The 17,594-nt window shown below is 64.7% G+C and carries 11 protein-coding genes; 6 read left to right on the top strand and 5 right to left on the bottom strand.

Translation table 11 applies throughout. The features are described 5' to 3' along the window. Positions 1-4: 4 nt before the first annotated feature. Positions 5-5,329 carry a retention module-containing protein gene (locus tag AC0ZJQ_RS07240; RefSeq protein ID WP_476477593.1) on the bottom strand — a complete coding sequence of 1,775 codons (5,325 nt, stop codon included), beginning with the start codon at positions 5,327-5,329 and terminating at the stop codon, positions 5-7. 427 nt (positions 5,330-5,756) lie between these two features. Between AC0ZJQ_RS07240 and AC0ZJQ_RS07235 the strand changes: the two genes are divergently transcribed. Genes AC0ZJQ_RS07235 through AC0ZJQ_RS07225 form a run of 3 tightly spaced genes read left to right on the top strand, consistent with a single transcriptional unit; the run spans position 5,757 to position 10,693 of the window. Further along, positions 5,757-7,109: a TolC family outer membrane protein gene (locus AC0ZJQ_RS07235; protein WP_102829375.1), complete on the top strand. Its 1,353-nt coding sequence runs from the start codon at positions 5,757-5,759 to the stop codon at positions 7,107-7,109. A gap of 31 nt (positions 7,110-7,140) precedes the next feature. Then, positions 7,141-9,291 (top strand): type I secretion system permease/ATPase, encoded by a 2,151-nt coding sequence (locus AC0ZJQ_RS07230; protein ID WP_476477757.1) that lies wholly within the window; start codon positions 7,141-7,143, stop codon positions 9,289-9,291. A gap of 49 nt (positions 9,292-9,340) precedes the next feature. Continuing rightward, positions 9,341-10,693, top strand: coding sequence for an HlyD family type I secretion periplasmic adaptor subunit (locus tag AC0ZJQ_RS07225; RefSeq protein ID WP_476477592.1), 1,353 nt, complete (start codon positions 9,341-9,343; stop codon positions 10,691-10,693). A gap of 52 nt (positions 10,694-10,745) precedes the next feature. On the opposite strand, the gene AC0ZJQ_RS07220 is transcribed toward AC0ZJQ_RS07225, so the two are convergent. Further along, positions 10,746-11,327: a tRNA-uridine aminocarboxypropyltransferase gene (locus tag AC0ZJQ_RS07220; protein WP_476477591.1), complete on the bottom strand. Its 582-nt coding sequence runs from the start codon at positions 11,325-11,327 to the stop codon at positions 10,746-10,748. 87 nt (positions 11,328-11,414) lie between these two features. Here AC0ZJQ_RS07220 and AC0ZJQ_RS07215 point away from each other — a divergent pair, with 87 nt between their 5' ends. Further along, on the top strand, positions 11,415-12,086 hold the full coding sequence (locus AC0ZJQ_RS07215) for a glutathione S-transferase (RefSeq protein ID WP_476477590.1): 672 nt from the start codon (positions 11,415-11,417) through the stop codon (positions 12,084-12,086). Between the two features lie 22 nt (positions 12,087-12,108). On the opposite strand, the gene AC0ZJQ_RS07210 is transcribed toward AC0ZJQ_RS07215, so the two are convergent. Beyond that, positions 12,109-12,234, bottom strand: coding sequence for a PA1414 family protein (locus AC0ZJQ_RS07210; RefSeq protein WP_306047907.1), 126 nt, complete (start codon positions 12,232-12,234; stop codon positions 12,109-12,111). A 223-nt stretch (positions 12,235-12,457) separates the two neighbouring features. Beyond that, the gene (aceK, locus tag AC0ZJQ_RS07205; RefSeq protein ID WP_476477589.1) at positions 12,458-14,176 is read right to left on the bottom strand and encodes a bifunctional isocitrate dehydrogenase kinase/phosphatase; all 1,719 of its coding nucleotides are present in this window, start codon (positions 14,174-14,176) and stop codon (positions 12,458-12,460) included. A gap of 158 nt (positions 14,177-14,334) precedes the next feature. On the opposite strand from aceK, the gene AC0ZJQ_RS07200 reads away from it, so the two are divergent. Continuing rightward, the gene (locus AC0ZJQ_RS07200) at positions 14,335-15,249 is read left to right on the top strand and encodes a DMT family transporter (RefSeq protein ID WP_165594923.1); all 915 of its coding nucleotides are present in this window, start codon (positions 14,335-14,337) and stop codon (positions 15,247-15,249) included. Between the two features lie 58 nt (positions 15,250-15,307). Here the strand turns inward: AC0ZJQ_RS07200 and cysK are convergent, their stop codons facing one another. Further along, positions 15,308-16,282, bottom strand: a complete 975-nt coding sequence (gene cysK, locus AC0ZJQ_RS07195; RefSeq protein ID WP_008566970.1) for a cysteine synthase A — start codon at positions 16,280-16,282, stop codon at positions 15,308-15,310. A 125-nt stretch (positions 16,283-16,407) separates the two neighbouring features. Between cysK and AC0ZJQ_RS07190 the strand changes: the two genes are divergently transcribed. Next, on the top strand, positions 16,408-17,478 hold the full coding sequence (locus AC0ZJQ_RS07190; protein ID WP_476477588.1) for a DUF748 domain-containing protein: 1,071 nt from the start codon (positions 16,408-16,410) through the stop codon (positions 17,476-17,478). Positions 17,479-17,594 lie beyond the last annotated feature (116 nt).

The raw sequence follows: 17,594 nt of genomic DNA, 5'->3' as shown, positions 1-17,594 counted from the left end.
GCCCTCAGGTGTTATCGACCTTCAGGATGTTGTCGGCAAGCAGGCTATCGATCACCGTCGCCTCGTTGGTGGTGCCGTACAGATCCGCCAGATCCACGCCGGCCAGGGTAATGTCCTGCACCGGCGCACCGCCCGGCGTGACGCTGACCGAGATGACCGTGTCGTTACCGAAGGCGAACGTCAGGTAATTGTCCAGCGTCGCGCTGTCGGCATCCACCCCGGACAGCAGCTCCGAAAGATCGAGCACGTCCGAGGCCACACCGGCCGGGTCGATATGGAAGTCGCTAATGGTATCGCTGCCATTGTCGCCTGCCCGCCAGACGAACGTGTCGCGACCCGCACCGCCCGTCATGCTGTCGTCACCCAACCCGCCGATCAAGACGTCGTCACCGCCGCCGCCGGAAAGGATGTCATCGCCGCCACCACCGGAGAGGATGTCGTCGCCCAGCCCGCCATCCAGGGAGTTGCCCTGAGCGTCGCCAGTCAGCAGATCGTCGCCGCTGCCACCTATCACGCCCTCCATGTCGAGGTAGGTATCACCGGCCGCCAAGCCGCCAATACCCGGTGCGCCACTATTCAGATCGACCGTGATGCCGACGTCGTCGGCGCTGTAGTCGGCGATATCCATGCCGGAGCCGCCGTCAAGCTCATCCGCGCCGGCTCCGCCGATCAGCACGTCGTCACCGATACCGCCCTGCAGGACGTCGGCTCCGATCCCGCCGTCGAGAACATCGTCGCCCCCACCGCCTACCAGCGTATCGCTGCCAACGCCACCGGCCAGGTAGTTGTCCAGCGAGTTACCGGTCAGCACATCGTCCCCCGCCCCGCCAACCAGACCTTCGATGCCCGTGTAGCTATCACCGAGCGCATCCCCCGCCGTGCCCGCTCCGCTGAGCAGGCTGGCGGCAATGGCCGTGGTCGCGTCGCCGTAGTCGACAATATCGAAGCCGGTATTACCGCTGATTGCGTCGGTCAGGCTGCTGCCGGCGATGACATCGTCGCCTGTCGTACCCATCAGGGTGAAGACATCTGACGAGTCGGCCGCCGTAATCTGCACGTCGAGGGCAGACGGCGCGCTCAGGTCGCCATCGCCGTCCTGCGCTACGATGCCGAAGGACAGACTCTGGTCGTCCGGCAGCACTTCGCGGGAATAGGAGAAATCTTGCACCCGGATACCGCCGCTGGTTGCACCGATCACATCGACACGTACCACCAGATTCTCGAACGAGACGCCCGGGTCGATGGTGACCCAGCCATCTGCGGTCAGCGATATGCTCTGCGTGCTGACGGCCAGCGGCGTACCGCCGACGGTGCTGCCATAGGCGGCCCAGGAAATCTGTACAGAGCCCTTTCCTTCCAGGCTCGATGAGATATCGGCGAAGAAACGCAAGCTGTCCGCGCCACCTTGTTGGGTGTACAGGAAGCCGGCGTTGTCCGGAACGGATTGCGCACTCCCCATGCCGAACCCATTTCCCGAGACGTTGAGCAGATCGCTATTGGAGCCGCTGCCGCTGTTGGGATTGGTAAATGACGTTGGGGATGTTCCGCTGAACAGCAGGCCGTCGAACGTCCAACCACTTTCGCTGCTGGAAGCCACGGAAATCGGCTTGCCGGGCTCCAGGCTAGTGAAGTCGATGGCCTCGGTGTAACCGGCCTCAGGCGCGATCAGCTGGAAGCTGTAGGTGCCGTCGGCGCTCACCGTCAAGGTGAAGACCTGCTGGTTGGTGCCCGTCAGCGCTGTGAGCGTGGTGCTGACGAACGTACCGCCGCTGAAATTCTGCGTGGTCTGATAGGTCACGCCGTCCAGTGTCGGCCCGGTGATCTCGAAGCCGCCCAGCCCATCCGCCCCCGGCACCACCGCAAAGGTGCCGTTTACCGTGCCGACTTCGTTAGGAATCGTCGCGGCAACGAAGGCGCCAAGCGATGGCAGATCATCGGCGATACCGATAACCAGATCGCTCGACGTACTGGCCGCGCCATCCGAAACGCTGATCGTGAACGTATCGGCTTCCGTCACGCCGGTTACATCGGTGGTCGGACTGGTCAACTGGTACTGATAGCTGACCACACCCGTCTCGTCGTTGTAGCCGAGGATGTTCAGCACGCCGTACGCGCCGACAAAACTGCTGCCGATCAAATTGGTGATGCTGACAGGGGCGCTGGCGCCGATGGTGACGGTCTTGATGTCATCCAGCCCGTCCGCATCGCCCAGCGTGAACGTGCCAGTGGTGAATTCGGTGGTGGCTGCCGCATCCGAACCGGCTGGCAGGCCGGATTCATAGACGGAGCCATCGACCACGCTCACGCTCGGGCCGTCGTTGCTGCCGGTGATGGTGATGGTCAGCGTCGCGCTGGACGGGTCACCGTCGGCGTCCTGCATGGTGTAGGTGAAGGTCTCGGTGAGGGTTTCACCGTCATCCAGGCCTTGCACCGCGGCATCGTTCGGGTTGATCAGGTAGCTGTAGTTGCCAGCGCCCAGGTCGGTGAAGGTGCCGTGTGCCGCCGTGGTGCTGGTCCAGTTGACGAAGCTGTTCGGGGTGTCGGCACCCGGTTGGCCGTTGGCGTGCAGGTCGTTGGTCAGCACGTTGCCGGTGATGGCAGCGACGCTGTCCTCGCCCACGCTGGCGCTGTCGGCCACGGCCTGCGGGACGTCGTCGACGATTTCGATGACCAGGCTGGCCGGGGTCGAGCTGCCGGTGCCGTCGGTCACGCTGAGGCTGAAGCTGTCGGTCTCGGTACCGGCGCCGTCGGTGGTCGCTTCGGTCAGTTCGTAGGTGTAGCTCGCCACGCCGGTGACGGCGTTGTAGGCGGTGATGGTCAGGGTGCCGTGGTCACCGGCGAAGGTCTCGCCCTGCAGGTCACCAATCGCCACGGTCTTGCCGTTGATGGTCACGCTCTGCAGGTCGTCCAGGCCGTCGGTGTCGGCCAGGGTGAAGCTGCCGGAGGCGAACTCGCCAGCGCCGCCGGCGGCCGAGCCGCTGATCAGCCCGGCTTCTTCGGCGAGGCTGTCGGTGGCCACCAGGCTCAGGGTCGGGCCGTCGTTGCTGCCGGTGATGGTGATGGTCAGCGTTGCGCTGGACGGGTCGCCGTCGGCGTCCTGCATGGTGTAGGTGAAGGTCTCGGTGAGGGTTTCACCGTCGTCCAGGCCTTGCACCGCGGCATCGTTCGGGTTGATCAGGTAGCTGTAGTTGCCAGCGCCCAGGTCGGTGAAGGTGCCGTGTGCCGCCGTGGTGCTGGTCCAGTTGACGAAGCTGTTCGGGGTATCGGCACCCGGTTGGTCGTTGGCGTGCAGGTCGTTGATCAGCACGTTGCCGGTGATGGCGGTGACGCTGTCCTCGCCCACGCTGGCGCTGTCGGCCACGGCCTGCGGGACGTCGTCGACGATTTCGATGACCAGGCTGGCCGGGGTCGAGCTGCCGGTGCCGTCGGTCACGCTGAGACTGAAGCTGTCGGTCTCGGTGCCGGCGCCGTCGGTGGTCGCTTCAGTCAGTTCGTAGGTGTAGCTCGCCACACCGGTGGCGGCGTTGTAAGCGGTGATGGTCAGGGTGCCGTGGTCGCCAGCGAAGGTCTCGCCCTGCAGGTCACCAATCGCCACGGTCTTGCCGTTGATGGTCACGCTCTGCAGGTCGTCCAGGCCGTCGGTGTCGGCCAGGGTGAAGCTGCCGGAGGCGAACTCGCCAGCGCCGCCGGCGGCCGAGCCGCTGCTCAGCCCGGCTTCTTCGGCGAGGCTGTCGGTGGCCACCAGGCTCAGGGTCGGGCCGTCGTTGCTGCCGGTGATGGTGATGGTCAGCGTTGCGCTGGACGGGTCACCGTCGGCGTCCTGCATGGTGTAGGTGAAGGTCTCGGTGAGGGTTTCACCGTCATCCAGGCCTTGCACCGCGGCATCGTTCGGGTTGATCAGGTAGCTGTAGTTGCCAGCGCCCAGGTCGGTGAAGGTGCCGTGTGCCGCCGTGGTGCTGGTCCAGTTGACGAAGCTGTTCGGGGTGTCGGCACCCGGTTGGCCGTTGGCGTGCAGGTCGTTGGTCAGCACGTTGCCGGTGATGGCAGCGACGCTGTCCTCGCCCACGCTGGCGCTGTCGGCCACGGCCTGCGGGACGTCGTCGACGATTTCGATGACCAGGCTGGCCGGGGTCGAGCTGCCGGTGCCGTCGGTCACGCTGAGGCTGAAGCTGTCGGTCTCGGTACCGGCGCCGTCGGTGGTCGCTTCGGTCAGTTCGTAGGTGTAGCTCGCCACGCCGGTGACGGCGTTGTAGGCGGTGACCGTCAGGGTGCCGTGGTCGCCGGCGAAGGTCTCGCCCTGCAGGTCACCAATCGCCACGGTCTTGCCGTTGATGGTCACGCTCTGCAGGTCGTCCAGGCCATCGGTGTCGGCCAGGGTGAAACTGCCGGAGGCGAACTCGCCGTCGCCGGCGGCGGCCGAGCCTGCGCTCAGTCCGGCTTCGTCGACGACGCTGTCGGTGGCGGCCAGGCTCAGGGTCGGGCCGTCGTTGCTGCCGGTGATGGTGATGGTCAGCGTCGCGCTGGACGGGTCACCGTCGGCGTCCTGCATGGTGTAGGTGAAGGTCTCGGTGAGGGTTTCGCCCTCGTCCAGGCTCTGTACGGCCGGCAGGCTGCTGTTAAGCGCATAGCTGTAGGTGCCGTCGGCGTTAAGAACCAGCTGGCCGAATGTGCCAGCGACGGTGCCGACGGAAACCACGCGGATGCCGCCATCACTGCCCGGCTGGTCGTTGGTCAGCACGTTGCCTGCGATGCTCGACGTGTCCTCGCTGATCTGCGTCAGGTCATCGACAGCGAGGGGAATGCCATCCGCCGGCTCCGGCGTTTCCTCGAGCGGTGCTACTTCCAGATCAGGAAACTCCGGGATGCCGCCCAGGCCCCGGGTGGGGAAACCGATAGTGGGGTCGATAGCGCCACCGACTTCATTCAGCAGCACGAAGGAATTACCGCCGCCGGCGCCGCCCGCGCCGCCAGCTGCCGGACCGGCGGCCGTGGCCGGAGCGACCAGAGTCGGGTCTTCACCGGCCGCGATGGCGCGCTGCAGAGCCTCGACATCAGCCAATTCGGTGGCCGACGTGATCGGTGGTGCCGCCTGGGTGCCGCCCTCGGCAGCGACCAGCAGTTGCTCGTCGAGCAGCAGGTCGGATTCACGCCCCAGCATGAGCTCGCCAGCTCCGACCAGGTCGATATCCACCGCCCCGCCTGCGCTGGTTATCACCCGCTCGCCGGCATACAGGCGATCGCCTTCGATAAGCAACCGGCGCACGCCGTCCTCACCGACCGCGAAAGCCTCACCCACAACTTGCCTGACGGTACCGATCAACTTGGCCATGTTTTCCTCCGAATCGCCTCTGCGACGAACGCCATACCGTAATGTCACGGTAGTGGCATTCTGCTTTTAAATTGAACCAATCAATTAATAAATGCTATTTCCGAAACATCTTCGCAGATTAACGACTACCTCGATTTAAACGAATTCAATTAATACCGTAGCACCGCTTTTCATGCTTTCACGCTATCTCCAAAAGAAATCCCGACAATGACCCATATCAATGCATGCCCCGTTTTACGGGGGCTAGGATGCATATCAAATTGCTATCAGAATTTTTTTTATAGGAAAATTTTTCATAACCAAACCTTTTTTCGTTCTGCATATACTGAAATCAGGAATGTGGAATTAATCACAAAACGAAACAACGATCGATAGTTACAACTTATCGATCACCTGCTTCATTTACTCAACAGGTAGGGCTCGAAAAATGCGTAGACTGACCCCCCTCTGGAGCGCGATGCTGATTGCTATGGCCTGTTCCGAGTCGCAGGCCATGAATCTCACGGAAGCCATTCAGAGCACGCTGACCAATCACCCCGAGCTACGCGCGGACATCAACAGCCGGCTGACGGCTGATGAACAGGCGAAGATGGCCAAGGGCGGCTACCTGCCGACTGTCGACATGCTGCTGGGCTACGGCCGGGAGAACACCGACAGCCCGAGCACACGCATCGGCGGCGATCACTCCGAAACACTCAACGCGCGTAACGCGGAGCTGCGTCTGCGCCAGATGCTGTTCGACGGTTTCAACACGCCGAATGAAGTCGATCGCACCGAGGCCGTCGTCAACGCGCGCGCCTATCAGGTGCTGGGAACCACGGAAAGCCTGGCGCTGCGCACCGTCCAGGTTTACCTGGATGTGCTCAAGCGCCGCGAGATGGTGGCGCTGGCCGAGAACAACCTGAAAACGCACCTGCGAATCAACGATCAGATCGGCCTGCGCCGTCAGCGCGGCGTCGGCAGTAGCGCCGACTCCGACCAGTCAGAGGCCCGTCGCGCGCTGGCCGAGAACAACCTGTATACCGAACAGGTCAACCTCGCCGACGCCGAAGCCAACTTCATCAGCGTGGTCGGTCGCATGCCCGATGAGCTGGAAGCGCCACCATCGCTGCGTGGCGAGATGCCGGGCAATGTGCTGGAAGCCAGGCAGCGGGTGGTCGAGAACAACCCCTACCTGAAATCCGCGCAGGCCGATGTGCAGGCCGCGGAGAAACAGTACGAGATCGCCAAGTCGCCGTTCTATCCGCGCTTCGATGTCGAGCTGGCGACGATGGCCAATGACAACATCAGCGGCGAGGAAGGCCACTACAACAAGTGGCGGGCCGCCGTGGTGATGAACTACAACCTGTTCAACGGCAATCGCGACAAGGCCCGCCTGCGTGCCACCTCGCACCAGATCAACCAAGCCATGGATATCCGCAACAACGCCTTGCGCCAGTTGAACGAGAACCTCTCGCTGGCGTGGAACGCGATGGAAAACGCCCGCCTGCAAACGCCCAAGGCACGCGAGTACGCCGACTACACCAGCAACGTCCGCCAGGCCTACCAGCAGCAATTCGGCCTCGGGCAGCGCACGCTGCTCGACCTGCTGGACAGCGAAAACGAGCTGTTCACCGCCAACCGTCGCTACACCGACGTGCGCTACACCGAGGAGTACTCGATGTACCGCGTGGTCGCCGCGATGGGTGATCTGCTGCGGATGAAGAACGTCGTGGCTCCAACCGAAGCCACCGCGCTCACGGAAGTGAGAAGCGAGGCGCAACTGCCTGATCTGCGCTGATCGTTCGACTGGAGTACGCAACTTGACCACGATGGAGCGGGTAGCACCTTCGACCGATCCGCGGCTCAGTCATGACGATCCGTTGCTGGATGGCCTGCTGATCCTGTGTCGGCAACACGGTTGCGTCGCCAGCCGCGCCAGCCTTAGCGCTGGCTTGCCGATGCCCGAGCAGCGCCTGTCGGCGGCCCTGCTACCCCGCGCCGCGGCGCGCGCGGGGTTGCAGGGGCGTGTGCTCAAGCGCGAGCTGACGGCAATCAATCCGCTCAACCTGCCGGTGCTGCTGCTACTGCGCGACGGCACCAGCGCCGTGCTCAGCAAGTGGGGCGACAACGGCAAGGCGCTGATCCTGCCATGCGAGGCCGACGGCGGTGAGGAATGGGTCGAGGTCGCCGCCCTGCAGGCCGAGTACGGCGGCTACGCGTTCTTCGCCCGCCCGCAACATGAACTCGAAGAGGCGCGCAGCCCGCTGCTGCCGCGGGTGCACGCGTGGTTTCGCGATACGCTCAAGCTGTCGCGCTGGCTGTATGCCGATGCGATGCTGGCGTCGCTGCTAATCAACGTGCTCGGTCTGATGGTGCCGCTGTTCGTCATGCAGACCTATGACCGCGTGGTGCCCAACCAGGCCACCGCCACGCTCTGGGTACTGGCGATCGGCCTGTTCATCGGCACTTCGTTCGAGCTGCTGCTGCGCGTGCTGCGCGCGCATCTGCTGGATACCGCCGGCAAGAAGACCGACATGGTGCTCTCGGCCACGCTATTCGAGCGCATCACCGGCATGAACATGAGCGCCCGGCCGGCCACCGTCGGCGGCTTCGCACAGAGAATTCATGACTTCCAGGGGCTGCGGGACTTCCTCACCGCGGTCACGCTGACGAGCCTGATCGACCTGCCCTTCGCCCTGCTGATCATCTTGGTGATCGGCCTGATCGGCGGCTGGCTGGTGGTGATCCCGCTGCTCGCCTTCCCAATCACCGCGCTGTTCGCCTTCATCATCCAGACACGCCTGCGCGACACCGTGCGCCGCAGCCTGACGCTGGCAGCCGAACGCCAGGCGCTGCTGGTGGAAACCCTCGGTGGACTGGAAACGCTGAAAGCCTGCGGGGCCGAAAGCGAGCGCCAGCACCGCTGGGAAACCACCCACGGCGCGCTCACCCGGCTGGACAGCGACGCCCGCCTGCTGTCCGCCGTGGCCATCAACGGCACGCTGTTCCTGCAGCAGTTCGCCGGCATGGCGACCATCGTCGGCGGCGTTTACCTGATCATCGCCGGCCAGCTCAGCGTCGGCGCACTGGTCGCCTGCTACATGCTCGGCAGCCGCGTGCTGTCGCCGCTCGGGCAGATCGCCAGCCTGATCACCCGTCTGCAACAGGCGCGGCTGACCATGAAGAGCACCGATGCGCTGATGGCCCTGCCGCAGGAGCGAAGGGACAAGCAGCGCCCGCTGGAGCGCACCCGCCTCAAGGGCGCGCTGGATATCCAGCAGCTCAACTTCACCTATCCCGGCCTGGATACGCCGTCGCTGCGTGGCATCAACCTGCGCATCGCCCCCGGCGAGCGGGTCGCGATCATCGGGCGCAGCGGTTCGGGCAAGAGCACCCTGGCGCGCCTGATCATGGGCCTGCACACGCCCACCGAGGGGCAGATCCTGCTCGACGGGCTGGATCTGCGGCAGATCGACGTCGCCGACCTGCGCAGCCAGATCGGTTATGTCTCCCATGACATGCCACTGCTGGCCGGCAGCCTGCGCGACAACCTCACGCTCGGCGCGCATTACGTCAGCGACGAACGCATGCTCGAGGTCGCTCAGCTGACCGGCGCGCACGAACTGGCGCGCCAGCATCCGCTGGGTTTCGACCGCCCGGTGGGCGAGCGCGGACAGCTGCTTTCCGGCGGCCAGCGGCAGATGGTGCTGATGGCGCGCGCGCTGCTGCTCGATCCACCGATCCTGCTGTTCGACGAGCCGACCAGTGCGCTGGATAACAGCACCGAAGACACCCTGCGCCAGCACCTGCAGGCCTGGGCGAACGGCAAGACGCTGCTGCTGATCACCCACCGCATGTCCATGCTGAGCTTGGTCGAGCGGCTGGTCGTGCTGGACCACGGCCGCGTCGTCGCCGATGGCCCCAAGGCTGCGGTGATCGAGGCGCTGCGCAAAGGCCATATCGGTCAGGCGTCGGTATGACGGTCTGTGCCATGCAGTATCCCTGTGTTCTGTCTGTGGGAGTTTTGGCATGAGGTTCTTTCCCTGGGTCTACTTCCCCGGCACCGCTCGAACGCGGCAGGACGCCGAGTTCATGCCGGCGCTACAGGGCGCGATCCTCGAGGATTCGCCGTGGATCAGCCGGCTGACGGTATGGCTGGTGGCATTGCTGATCGCCGCCGCGCTGACCTGGGCGCATTTCGCCGTGCTCGACGAAGTCACCACCGGCGAGGGCAAGGCCATTCCGTCGAGCAAGGTGCAGACGATCCAGAACCTCGAAGGCGGCATCGTCGCGGAAATCTTCGTGCGCGAGGGTCAGGTGGTGAACAAGGGCGACATGCTGCTGCGCCTGGACGACACCCGTTTTCTCTCCAACCAGGAGGAGTCGGAAGTCGAGCGCCTCGCCTTGCAGGCGCATGTCGAGCGGCTCACCGCGGAGGCCGAAGGCACGCCACTGGTGCTCTCGGAGGCGATCACCCGCGCTCAGCCACAGCTGGCCGAGGATCAGATGGCGCTCTATCAGTCACGCCAGCAGCGCCTGCAGAGCGAGCAGAGCATCCTGCGCGAGCAACTGGCGCAGAAGCAGCAGGAAGTGGCGGAATTTCGCTCCAAGCAGCAGCAGTATCGTTCCAGCCTCGGGCTGATCCAGCAGGAACTGAACATGTCCAGCCCGCTGGTTGCGGCCGGCGCGGTATCGGAAGTGGAAATCCTGCGCCTGCGCCGCAGCATGGTGGACGTACGCGGCGCGCTGGATGCCACCACCCTCGCCCTGCCGCGCGCCGAGGCGGCCACCAAGGAAATCCAGAGCCGCATCGAGCAGTCCGAGCTGGCTTTCCGTGCCGAGGCCTTCAAGGAACTGAACGAGGCGCGCACGCACCTGCAGAAGATCACCGCCACCAGCGTGGCGATTCAGGACCGCGTCAGCCGCACCTCCGTCGTCTCGCCGGTGCATGGCGTCATCAAGCAGCTGAACGTGAATACCATCGGCGGCGTGGTGCAACCGGGCAGCAACCTGCTGGAGATCGTCCCGCTGGAAGACAACCTGCTGATCGAAGCGCGCGTACGCCCGCAGGACATCGCCTTCCTGCATCCGGGCCAGCGCGCGATGGTGAAGTTCAGCGCCTATGACTACACCATCTACGGTGGCCTGAAGGCGAACCTGGAGCTGATCAGCGCGGACACCATCACCGATCGCGAAGGCCGCAGCTTCTACCTGATCCAGGTGCGCACCGAAAAGAACTTCCTGGGTTCGCCCGAGCGTCCGCTGGTCATCATCCCCGGCATGGTCGCCACAGTGGACATCATCACCGGGCAGAAGAGCGTGCTCGACTACATGCTCAAGCCGGTGCTCAAGGCCCGTTACGAGGCGCTACGCGAGCGCTAACCGGCTGTTGAAGGGCGAGGCAGCCTATGCGCTAACAGTGCTCACAAGGCTGTCAGCGCTCGTGGTTGCGGCGATAGACCTCCTCCCCCATCGCCGCGATCTGCCCTTCGATCAACGCCTCGAACGGTCGCAGCAGCGCCTCGAAACGCGTGGTGCCCTCCAGGCCGTTCAGCGCACAGGTCACCGCCTCGATGGTCGACAGCGCATCGGCGGACGGCGCCTTGCGCAGGCGATAGCGCGACGGCTGCCCAGGCGGCAGCGCCACTCGCGGCAGGGCCGCCAGCCAGGGATTCACATGCAGCAGCTTGCGCGCCTTGCGCCAGGTGCCGTCCGGCACGATGAGGCGCACCGCCTCCGCGCGGCCAGCCAGACTGTCCAGCGCAAGCGCATCCTCGCCGGGAAACAGCAGATAAGTGGGGCGGCCGTCGTCGCACGGTTCATCGAAGCGCTCGCCGACCAGCAACTGCGCGTTATGCAGCCCGAGCGCCGCCAACCGCGCGGTATTGAGCGCGTGCCCAGCCTCGCTCGTGTGCTGCAGGATCAGCACGTGCGTTCGGCTCTCGAGCGACGGAATCAGCGCACACAGGCACTGCATCAGGGGGCGCTGGCAGCGCGGACAGCGGGGTCGGGACATGGCTTCACCTCGGCGGAGCAGTCTGCCATAGCGAGCCGTTCGGCGCAGGCCGTCTATGCTTGCCGCGGGTCGTCACGAGGAAACACCATGATCACTGTCCATCATCTGGAGCATTCGCGCTCGCACCGCGTTCTGTGGCTACTGGAAGAGCTGGAGCTGCTCTACGAAGTCGAACGCTATGCGCGCGATCCGAAAACCATGCTCGCTCCGCCGGAGTTGAAGGCCGTACATCCCCTGGGCAAATCGCCGGTGGTGACCGACGGCGAGCTGACGCTCGCCGAGTCGGCGGCGATTCTCGAATACCTGCTGGAGCGCTACGGCAATGGCCGCCTGATGCCGCCCAGCGGCAGCGCCGAGCACCTGCGCTTTCGCTACTGGATGCACTATGCCGAAGGCTCGGCGATGCCACCGCTGCTGCTCAAGCTGGTCTTCGACCGGATCGCCGAGGGGCCGCTACCGTTCTTCGTGCGGCCGGTGGCACGCGCCATCGCCAAAGGCGCGCACTCGGCGTTCATCGGGCCGCAGCTGAAAACGCATCTGGATCACATGGAAGCGGCACTGGAACAGACGAAGTGGTTTGCCGGCGACGCGTTCAGCGCCGCCGACATTCAGATGAGTTTTCCGCTGGAGGCAGCGCAGGCCCGAGCCGGCCTGGACGCCAGCCGTCCACGTCTGATGGATTTTCTCCAGCGCATCCGCCAGCGCCCGGCCTATAAACGTGCCACCGAACGCGGCGGACCGGCGCAACCGTCACAGTAGGGCTGACGGTTGCGCTATCGGCTTACCGGCGCCGTTGTGCGGCGGGGTCGCGTTCCGCGCGGATGGGGATGGGCTGCATGCGCGGCGGCTCGACCAGCCCGAGCGTAACAGCCAGCTTCCAGCACATTTCTCTGAGCCTTGCGTTCATGGTCGAACCCTCCTGCTTGGTAACGGGCCACATCGGAGCCATGCCGGCTTCATCAACAGCGTAATCCAACTCGGGGCCGATTGCCCGCCTCGTAACGCAAGCGGCGCTCCTCGGCCACGCATGAGCCGCGTCTCCTGAGCGGCACCTCCTGAGCGGCACCTCCTGATAGTTGCGACCGCTCCTCGCGCGCAGGGGTTCACCGGATCGCTAGCCGGCACCCGTCTCAGTAGCGCTCACCCTTGCGGCGATACGGGAACACGTCGATCACCTTGCCGGCGCGAATGGCCGCCTGCAGACCCTTCCAGTAATCGGCGTCGTACAGGTTGCCGTGCAGCCGTGCGAACAGGCGACGCAACGCCGGATCGGTGAAGAGAAAGCGTGGAAACTCCTCGGGAAACACGTCGTTGGGGCCGACCGAATACCAGGGTTCGGAGGCCATCTCATCCTCCGGGTAGCGCGGCGGCGGGATGTGCCGGAAGTTCACCTCGGTGAGAAAGCAGATTTCGTCGTAGTCGTAGAACACCACGCGGCCGTGGCGGGTGACGCCGAAGTTCTTCAGCAGCATGTCGCCGGGAAAGATATTCGCCGCCGCCAGTTGCTTGATCGCCAGTCCGTAGTCCTCCAGCACTTCGATGCACTGCTGTTCGCTGGCATTTTCCAGGTAGAGGTTCAGCGGCGTCATGCGTCGCTCGGTCCAACAGTGCCGCACCAGCACCGTGTCGCCGTGCACCTGCACGGTGGACGGCGCAACCTCCAGCAGCTCGGCCAGGCAGTCGGGATCAAACTTGGAGACGGGGAAGCGGAAATCGGCGAACTCCTGGGTATCGGCCATGCGCCCTACCCGGTCGACGTTCTTCACCAGCCGGTACTTCTCGATCACGGTGGCGCGGTCGACGCTCTTGATCGGCGAGAAGCGATCCTTGATGACCTTGAACACGGTGTTGAAGCCCGGCAGGGTGAACACGCTCATCACCATGCCGCGCACGCCGGGCGCCATGATGAAACGGTCGTCCGTGCCGGCCAGGTGGTTGATCAGCGCGCGGTAGAACTCCGACTTGCCCTGCTTGTAGAAGCCGATCGAGGTGTACAGCTCGGCGATGTGCTTGCCGGGCAGGATGCGCTTGAGGAAGCCGATGAATTCCAGCGGAATCGGCACCTCGACCATGAAGTACGAGCGCGTGAAGGAGAAGATGATCGACACCTCCGCCTCGTCGGTGATCAGCGCATCGGCGACGATGCCCTTGCCCTCACGGTGCAGCAGCGGGATCGCCAGCGGCCACTGCTCGTCACGCGTGAAGATGCGGCCGATCAGGTAGGCGCCCTTGTTGCGGTAGAGCACCGAAGCGAACAGCTCGATGGTCAGCTCGGGGTCCTTGCACACCCAGTCCGGCAGCGAGTCGCAGAGCTGCCCCTGCAGCCGCGTCAGGTCGCCCGCACGGTCGGCATAGGGCACGGCGAAGGCGAAGTCGTCGAGAATCTGCTCCAGCGCGCCGGTCAGATCGCCCTTGGGCAAATACTTTCGCGTTTGCGCCACCCGCTGGCGGGCTTGCGCCGACGGGCGGGTGGTATGGACGAACATGGTGCCGTCGCTGATGCAGTCGTGGCTGAACAGCCGGCAGAAGATCGAGTTGTACCAGGTTTCGGACAGCTCATCGTCGAAGCGTGGGTTGATCTGCTCGATGTAGGCGCTCTTGATCTGCGGCCAGTACTCGACCTGCAGCAGCGGCTCCTTGGGGAAACTCGCCAGCAGGCGGTGGTGGGTTTCGCTGACCTTCTGCTCATAAAGCGCGATCCGCGCCGCCGAGGCCTGTTGCGCCTCCTGCCACTGCGCCTGCTCGAAGCGCGCACGCGCGCCCTCGGTAATCAGGCGGAACTGCTCGCGGTAGTCGTCGAAGCCCAGCAGTATCTGCCGGGCGATTTCGGTAGCCGGTTGCTGCTCCATGGGGAGTCTCTGCGGCGAGGAAGGAATGGCGAGCTTAGCCAGTGCCCCCACGCAAGGAAAGTCGGCCGACCGTCCGGCACCGGCTTTGAAAGTCGTTTTCCGGCTTGCCGGCTGCGTGGGCACCGACAACACTTGCCGCTCCGCGACAGGAGCGCCACATGCGAGCCATCGACCTGTTCCGCCTCATCAGCCTGGCCGCCATCTGGGGTGCCAGCTTCCTGTTCATGCGGGTGATCGCCCCGGTGCTCGGGACCTTTCCCACCGCCTTCTTCCGCGTTGTGCTGGCCACTCTCGGGCTGCTGGTGATCCTGCTGGTGTGGCGCACACGCTGGGACTTCCGCGGCAAGCTCGGGCTGTGCCTGCTGCTCGGGGTGATCAATTCGGGCGTTCCCTTCGCTTTGTACGCGCTCGCCGCTCAGCTGCTGCCGGCCGGCTATTCGGCGATCTTCAATGCGACGACGCCGCTGATGGGCGTGCTCATCGGCGCGCTGTTTTTCGCCGAGGAGCTGACGCTGGCCAAGGTGGTCGGGGTGCTCTGCGGATTGGCCGGCGTGATGGTGCTGACGCGTACCGGGCCGGTGTCATTCGATGCCGATCTTTTGATCGGCGCCCTCGCCTGCCTGGGCGCGACCGCCTGCTACGGACTCGGAGGTTTTCTTACACGGCGCTGGATCAACCATCACGGCGGCCTCAGCAGCGAACTGGTGGCGTTCGGCAGCCAGGCCGGTGCCACGCTCTGCCTGCTTCCGCTGTTCGGCTTATCGCTGCTGCAGGCGCCGCCGGCGAGCTGGGGCGGAGGCTCCGTGTGGTTGAGCCTGATAGGCCTCGGCGTGGTCTGCACGGCCTTCGCCTACATCCTGTATTTCCGCCTGCTCGCCGATATCGGCCCGGTCAAGACCCTGACCGTCACCTTCATCATTCCGCCGTTCGGTGTCTTCTGGGGCGCATTGCTGCTCGGCGAACCGCTGTCGTGGGCCTACGTTTATGGTGGCGCGCTGATCGCGCTGGCGTTGTGGCTGGTCCTGAAGCAGGCACCGGCGCAACCGGTGCCTGTCACGGATGGACGGACATGAGTGCCCGTCGGGCGAGCCTGCGGACGCAAGCAGGTGCGCCCCAAGCCCGTCGCGGAAGTTACTGCACCAGCTCCTGCTCGCTGAACAGGTCGGCGAACAGCATGGTCGACAGGTAGCGCTCACCCGAGTCCGGCAGGATCACCACGATGTTCTTGCCCTGCATTTCCGGCCGCTCGGCCAGCCGCACGGCGGCTGCCATCGCCGCGCCGCAGGAGATGCCACAGAGGATGCCTTCCTCGCGCATCAAACGCAGGGCCATGTTCTTGGCCTCCTCGTCATCCACCAGCTCTACGCGGTCGATCAGCGACAGATCGAGGTTCTTCGGCACGAACCCGGCGCCGATGCCCTGGATCTTGTGCGGGCTCGGCTTGATCTCCTCCCCGGCCAGGGCCTGGGTGATCACCGGCGAGCTGGTCGGCTCGACCGCCACGCTGACGATCTGCTTGCCCTTGGTGTTCTTGATGTAGCGCGAAACGCCGGTGATGGTGCCGCCGGTGCCCACGCCAGCGACCAGCACATCGACGCCGCCATCGGTGTCGTTCCAGATTTCCGGACCGGTGGTGCGCTCATGAATGCCCGGGTTCGACGGGTTCTCGAACTGCTGCGGCAGGAAGTAGCGTTCGGGATCGGACGCGGCAATCTCGGTGGCCTTGTCGATCGCACCCTTCATGCCGAGCGCCGGCTCGGTCAGCACCAGCTCGGCGCCGAGCGCCTTGAGCACCTTGCGCCGCTCCAGACTCATGGACGCCGGCATGGTCAGCATCAGCTTGTAGCCACGCGCAGCGGCGACGAAGGCCAGGCCGATGCCGGTGTTGCCGGAGGTCGGCTCGACGATGGTCATGCCCGGCTTGAGACGGCCGGTCTCCTCAGCGTCCCAGATCATTCCGGCACCGATCCGGCACTTGACCGAATAGCCCGGGTTGCGGCCTTCGATCTTGGCCAGGATGCTCACGCCCTTGGGGCCCAGGCGGTTGATCATCACCAGCGGCGTGTTGCCGATGGAGCGTGCGTTGTCGGCGTAGATGCGGCTCATCAGTCTGTCCCTGCGCGAAAGAAAACCAAGGCCCGAAAGCCTATGCGCACTCCCGCGCGTCGTCCAGCCGAACTCGCCGCGCGGGCCGGCGGTCCATTTTGGACAGACCGCGCTACCGGATCGCCATGAAACGACGCTATTTGCCACTGTGGCTGCTGCTCGTCCTCGCCACGCTGCTGGTGCTGCTGCACCTGGCGCTGCCGCCACTGGTGCGCCACTACCTCAACCAGAACCTGGCCGACATGGGCGAGTACCGCGGCCAGGTGGACGATGTCGACCTGGCCTGGTGGCGCGGTGCCTACCGCATCGAGGGGCTGCTGATCGAGAAGAAGGACAAGCGGGTGCAGGCGCCGCTGTTCACCGTGCCCGGCATCGATATCGCCATCAGCTGGCGCGCGCTGTGGCACGCGCACGCGGTGGTCGGCGAGGTGGAATTCGAGCGGCCGACGCTGAACTTCGTCGACGGTGGCGACAAAGGCGAGTCGCAGACCGGCGAAGGCGTCGACTGGCGCGACCAGCTGGACGCGCTGCTGCCGATCACGATGAATGAAATCCGCGTGATCGAGGGCCAGCTGTCGTTTCGCAACTTCACCGCCGAACCGCCGGTGCACGTCTACGTCAGCGGTATCAACGCCACGCTGTACAACCTGACCAATACCGCCGACGCGCAGGGGCGTCGGGTCGCGACGTTCGAAGGCACCGGCAAGCTGTTCAACCGCTCGCCCATAGAAGCCACCGCGCGTTTCGACCCGTTCACCGAATGGGAAGACTTCGAGCTGAACCTGCGCGCCACCAACATCGAGCTCAAACAGCTGAACGACTTCAGCCGCGCCTACGGCAAGTTCGATTTTGCCGGCGGCAGCGGCGATCTGGTCGTCGAGGTGCAAGCCACCGACGGTCGGCTGAACGGCTACATCAAGCCGCTGTTTCGCAATGTCGATGTGTTCGATCTCGAACAGGATGTGGAAAACGAAGACAAGAGCCTGCTGCGCGGACTCTGGGAAGCGGTGGTCGGCGGCGGCCAGGAAGCGCTGCAGAACCAGCGCGAGGACCAGTTCGCCACGCGCATCGAGCTGTCCGGCAGCACACGCAATGCCGACGTCAGCCCGTTCCAGGCGTTCATCGCCATCCTGCGCAACGCCTTCGTCGAAGCGTTCAACGCCCGCTTCGAGCGCTCCTCAAACGACGAACGCTGAATCTGGCCGAAATCCGCAGCAACGATCATTCAGTGACTGAATAATCCCCTCGCGTTCACAGGCGACGGCCCATCACTTATAGTCGGGCTCTTTCATTCCACACCAAGCGCCTGCGT

Source organism: Stutzerimonas sp. 21-1 (assembly GCF_056336065.1).
This window is presented reverse-complemented; position numbering and strand designations above follow the sequence as displayed.